This window comes from Microbacterium sp. zg.Y909, assembly GCF_024626565.1.
In genome coordinates this window covers 1-5,134 of record NZ_JANJFJ010000314.1, presented here as the reverse complement: position 1 = coordinate 5,134, position 5,134 = coordinate 1, and the positions used below count along the sequence as shown (strand labels likewise).

4 protein-coding genes and 1 pseudogene are annotated in these 5,134 nt (G+C 72.0%); 3 read left to right on the top strand and 2 right to left on the bottom strand.

Translation table 11 applies throughout. The annotated features are described in order from the left end of the window. Positions 1-815 (bottom strand): TRAM domain-containing protein (locus NQ160_RS17965; RefSeq protein ID WP_257516501.1); only part of this gene is annotated, 815 nt, incomplete at its 3' end. 47 nt (positions 816-862) lie between these two features. Here NQ160_RS17965 and NQ160_RS17960 point away from each other — a divergent pair. Together NQ160_RS17960 and NQ160_RS17955 are read left to right on the top strand one after the other, a co-directional pair. After that, positions 863-1,504 carry a Maf family protein gene (locus tag NQ160_RS17960; protein ID WP_257516500.1) on the top strand — a complete coding sequence of 214 codons (642 nt, stop codon included), beginning with the start codon at positions 863-865 and terminating at the stop codon, positions 1,502-1,504. Between the two features lie 78 nt (positions 1,505-1,582). Further along, positions 1,583-3,349, top strand: coding sequence for an acetyl/propionyl/methylcrotonyl-CoA carboxylase subunit alpha (locus NQ160_RS17955; RefSeq protein ID WP_257516499.1), 1,767 nt, complete (start codon positions 1,583-1,585; stop codon positions 3,347-3,349). Between the two features lie 63 nt (positions 3,350-3,412). Here the strand turns inward: NQ160_RS17955 and NQ160_RS17950 are convergent, their stop codons facing one another. Further along, positions 3,413-4,864: an NAD(P)H-quinone dehydrogenase gene (locus tag NQ160_RS17950; RefSeq protein ID WP_257516498.1), complete on the bottom strand. Its 1,452-nt coding sequence runs from the start codon at positions 4,862-4,864 to the stop codon at positions 3,413-3,415. A 79-nt stretch (positions 4,865-4,943) separates the two neighbouring features. Between NQ160_RS17950 and NQ160_RS17945 the strand changes: the two are divergent. Continuing rightward, a pseudogene (locus NQ160_RS17945) lies at positions 4,944-5,134 on the top strand (purine-nucleoside phosphorylase); the annotation flags it as partial.

The following is a 5,134-nucleotide window of genomic DNA, read 5'->3' as shown; positions in this document are numbered from 1 at the left end:
GCGGCGAAGCGGTGCACCTGCCAGAACCCGCCGGCGTCGACGCGGAACTGGCGCCCCGCGACCTCTTCCACGATCACTTCGCGCAGCGGATTGGCCCCCGTCGCCCTGTTCCCCGTCGGTGTCGCGCCGCGGGGCCGGCGCCCACCGGCACGGTGGTGGTGCTCGGGGCGGGGCAGCACCCGCACACGCCCGTCTGCGGGCAGCACGAGGTCGATCCGCCCCGGCGCCACGCCCTTCAGCTCCAGGGCCACGCGCGCGAGGTCGGGGGCGGCGAGCGGGTGGTCTTCGACCGTCACCACGCGGTGGCTGCGCGCCGCGTAGGGTCCGACGCGGCCATCGGCATCCACGTGCAGGCTCAGCCGGGTGCGCCACCCGGTGCCGTCGCCGTCTTCGGGCGGGGTGGCGCGGTCCACGCCGTCGGCGCTGACCGGCGCGACGGTGACCGGCGTCGTCAGGCCGGCAAAGCGCTGCAGCGCGTCCATGACGACGTGCTGCTTGAGGGCCCGCTGATGGGTGAGTTCGATGTGACCGAAGTCGGCGCCCCCCGGTCGGTTCTCCGGGGCCACGTCGACATCGGCCTGCCGCCAGATGTGCGGGCGACGGTGCGGCGACGCATCGAGCACCTCCAGCACCTCACCACGCCAGAACGACGCCTTGCCGACGTCGGTCAGCCGCACCCGCACCCGCTCCCCCGGGAGAGCGTCGGGAACGAACACGACCCGCCCCTCGTGACGGCCGACGAACACGCCGCCGTGAGCGACGTCGGTGACGTCGAGATCGATGAGGGCGTCCGTGGATGCCAAGGGTGTAACCATCCTTCGATGCTCGCACACCCAGATGTGCCCGCCCCTAGGCTGGGGCGATGCGCGTGTGCCTCGCCTCGACCTCTCCCGCCCGTCTCACGCTGCTGCGGCAGGCAGGCATCGAACCGGAGACGATGGCACCGGACGTGGATGAGGATGCCGTCATCGCCGCGGTTCAGCACGACGAGGCGCGCACCCTCCCCGCCGCCGAGCACGTGCTGCTGCTGGCGCGGCGCAAGGCCGCGGACGTCGCCGAGCGCGTGGCCGCGGCCGGGTTCGAGGGCATCGTCATCGGCGGGGACTCGATGTTCGAGATCGACGGAGAGATCCTCGGCAAGCCCTACACCGCCGAGGCCGCAGTGGCGCGCTGGCGCGCGATGCGGGGGCGAACCGGCATCCTGCACTCCGGCCACAGTGTCGTGCGGGTCGGCGGCGGGCGGGCGGAGGCAGAAGCCCACGGGGTCGCCGAGGCCTCCGTCACCTTCGCCGCCGACATCACCGACGACGAGATCGCCGCCTACGTCGCCACCGGCGAACCGCTGCACGTGGCCGGCGCCTTCACCATCGACAGCCTGGGCGGCCCCTTCATCGACACCGTGCACGGCGACCCCTCGACGGTCGTGGGGATGTCGCTGCCGACCGTGCGGCGCCTCGCACGGCAACTCGACGTCGCCTGGCCGACCCTCTGGAACCGCTCGTAGACATCGACGAAGGTTTCCGGAACTTTCTTGTGCGAGTGATCCAAAGAGCGCCCCCGCTGTCTGGGTAGGCTGACATCCATGCCTGCTATCGCCAAGGTGCTCATCGCGAACCGCGGCGAGATCGCCGTTCGCATCATCCGCGCCGCTCGCGACAGCGGAAAAGGGTCGGTCGCCGTCTACGCCGACCAGGATCGCGACGCCCTGCACACCCGCCTCGCCGACGAGGCCTATTCGCTCGACGGCGCGACGAGTGCCGACACCTACCTCTCGATCGAGAAGATCCTCTCCGTCGCCCGCCGCTCCGGCGCCGACGCGGTGCACCCCGGCTACGGCTTCCTCGCCGAGAACGCCGACTTCGCCCGCGCCGTCATCGCCGCGGGTCTCGTCTGGATCGGCCCGTCGCCCGAGGCGATCGAAGCCCTCGGCGACAAGGTCACCGCGCGCCACGTGGCCGAACGGGTCGGCGCGCCGCTCGCTCCGGGCACGCCCGGGCCGGTCGCGAACGCCGACGAGGTCATCGCGTTCGCCCGCGAGCACGGTCTGCCGATCGCCATCAAGGCCGCGTACGGCGGCGGCGGCCGAGGACTGAAGGTGGCCCGCGAGCTCGATGAGGTGGCCGAGGCCTTCGAGTCCGCCACCCGCGAGGCGATCACCGCCTTCGGCCGCGGCGAGTGCTTCGTGGAGAAGTACCTCGACAAGCCCCGTCACGTCGAGACCCAGTGCCTGGCCGACGCCGCCGGCACCGTCGTCGTCGTCTCGACCCGCGACTGCTCACTGCAGCGGCGCCACCAGAAGCTCGTGGAAGAGGCCCCGGCGCCCTTCCTCACCCGCGAGCAGAACGAGGTGCTCTACACCTCGTCGAAGGCGATCCTCAAAGAGGTGGGCTACGTCGGTGCCGGCACGTGCGAGTTCCTCGTCGGCGCCGACGGCACCATCTCGTTCCTCGAGGTGAACACCCGCCTGCAGGTCGAGCATCCGGTCTCCGAGGAGGTCACCGGCATGGATCTCGTCCGCGAGCAGTTCCGCCTCGCCGAGGGCGGCCTGCTCGAAGACCGCGACCCCGAGCCCGTCGGCCACTCGATCGAGTTCCGCATCAACGGCGAGGACCCCGGCCGCGGGTTCCTGCCGCAGCCCGGTCGCATCCACGTGTTCAAGACCTTCGGCGGCCCCGGCATCCGGCTGGATTCCGGCGTCACCGCGGGCGACGCCGTGTCGGGCGCGTTCGACTCGCTGCTGGGCAAGATCATCGTCACCGGGCGCGACCGCGCCGAGGCGCTGTCGCGGGCACGCCGGGCGCTGGACGAGTTCGAGGTCGCCGGCATGCCCACGGTGCTGCCGTTTCACCGCCGCGTCGTGCGCGACCCCGCGTTCACCGCCGAGGACGGCCGGTTCGGCGTGTTCACGCGCTGGATCGAGACCGAGTTCGACAACGACATCCCGCCGTGGGACGGCGAAGACGACACCCCGGATGCCGGCGACAGCCGCCACACCGTCGTCGTCGAGGTCGCGGGCAAGCGCCTGGAGGTGAGCCTTCCCGACCGCATCGCCGCGGCTCCGGCGAAGGTCGGCCGCCCGGCGGCCGTGCCGCCGTCGCGGCGCATGCACGCCCCGACGGTGGTCGCCGGGGCATCGGGCGACGCCGTCACCTCGCCGATGCAGGCGACCGTCGTGAAGGTCGCCGTCGCGGAGGGGCAGCAGGTCGTCAAGGGTGACCTGGTCGTCGTGCTCGAGGCCATGAAGATGGAACAGCCCATCCAGGCGCACAAGGACGGCACCGTCGGCGGCCTGGATGCCATGCCGGGCACCACCGTGCCGGCCGGCCACCTGCTTCTCACGATCACCTGAGCCCGGCGGGGTCGCGGCCCCGCGGCATCCGTCGCGCCCGGGCGAGGGAGGGCGGCGCGCGGGCTACGCTTCGGGCTCGGCGGCCCGGTCGACGATGTGCATCGCACGGGCGGCATCGGTGATCGACCCCGAAAGGGAGGGGTACACCGCGAACACGCGCGACACCTGGTCGACCGTCAGGCGTCGCTCCACGGCGATCGCGATGGGGTAGATGAGCTCCGAGGCGCGCGGGGCCACGATGACCCCCCCGAGCACGGTGCCGCTTCCCTGGCGGGCGAAGAGCTTCACGAAGCCGTCGCGCACGCCCATCATCTTCGCGCGCGGGTTGGCCGCCAGCGGCAGCTTGTGCACGACGCCGTCGACCAGGCCCGAGTCGATGTCGGCCTGCTGGAACCCGACGGTCGCGATCTCGGGCGCGGTGAAGATGTTCGCGGAGATGCGCCGACGCTCGAGCGGGATGACGGTGTCGCCCAGGGCGTGGAACACCGCGGTGCGTCCCTGCATCGAAGCGACCGAGGCCAGCGGCACGAAGGTGGTGCAGTCGCCGGCGGCGTAGATGTTGGGGACCGACGTGCGGGCGACCCGGTTGACCCGGATGTGTCCGGAGTCGGTCATCTGGATGCCGGCCTCCTCCAGCCCGATGCCGGCGGTGTTCGGCACGGACCCGACCGCCATGAGGCAGTGGCTGCCTTCGACCGTGCGTCCGTCGGCGAGGGTCACCACGACGCCGTCGCCCGAGCGCTGGACCGTCTGGGCGCGGGCCTTGGACAGCACCTGCATCCCGCCGCGTTTGAAGACGCGCTCGAGAAGGGCCGCCGCGTCGGGGTCCTCCCCCGGCAGCACGTGGTCGCGACTGGAGACCAGCGTGACCTTGGCCCCCAGGTTCATGTACGCGCCGGCGAACTCGGCCCCGGTGACGCCCGAGCCCACCACGATGAGGTGCTCGGGAAGGGACTTCATGTCGTAGAGCTGGGTCCAGGTGAGGATGCGCTCGCCGTCCGGCGGTGCACTGGGGAGCTCTCGCGGCGACGACCCCACCGACACCACGAGGGTGTCCGCCTCGATGCGGTCGAAGTCGACACCACCGGGGCCGGTGGACACCACCAACGCGTTGTCGCCCTCGAGGCGCCCGTGGCCGGAGACGATCCGCACCCCCGCCTCGACGAGCGTCGCGCGCATGTCGTCGGACTGCTGGCGCGCCAGCGACAGCAGACGCTTGTTGACGGCAGCGAGGTTGATGGCGATCTCGGGCTGCAGCGGCTGACCGTTGCCGCCGCGGGCGAACAGCTGCACGCCCAGGTCGCCGGCCTGTGAGATCGCCACGGCGGCGTCGGCGGTGGCGATGAGGCTCTTGGAAGGCACGACGTCGGTGATCACCGCGGCGCCGCCGACGCTCGCGCGCTCGACGAGGGTGACCTTCGCGCCCAGCTGCGCAGCGGCGATCGCGGCTTCGTAGCCGCCGGGGCCCCCACCGAGGATGGCGACGGTCTGGGTGCGCTCGAAACTCAACGACATGACTTCATTCTCTCAGGCGCGATCGGGCGCCGACGCCGCTCGGCTGGCCCCGCGGCATCCGACTTCCTAAAGTGGGGACATGTCCGACACGACCCCCCATCCCCTCGACGACCCCGCTGCCGACCCCTTCGGCGTGGCCGCCGACGCCGCCGCCGACATCGCCCGCATCACGGGCGTCGAGCGACACGACATCGCCCTGACGCTCGGAAGCGGGTGGGGCAAGGCCGCAGAGCTCATCGGCGAGACGACCGCCGTCTTCCCCGCCACCGA

Excerpts from the sequence above, each read along its gene's own strand:
- NQ160_RS17955 (WP_257516499.1), top strand. The coding sequence starts at position 1,583 with ATGCCTGCTATCGCCAAGGTGCTCATCGCGAACCGCGGCGAGATCGCC.
- NQ160_RS17950 (WP_257516498.1), bottom strand. The coding sequence starts at position 4,864 with ATGTCGTTGAGTTTCGAGCGCACCCAGACCGTCGCCATCCTCGGTGGG.
- NQ160_RS17960 (WP_257516500.1), top strand. The coding sequence starts at position 863 with ATGCGCGTGTGCCTCGCCTCGACCTCTCCCGCCCGTCTCACGCTGCTG.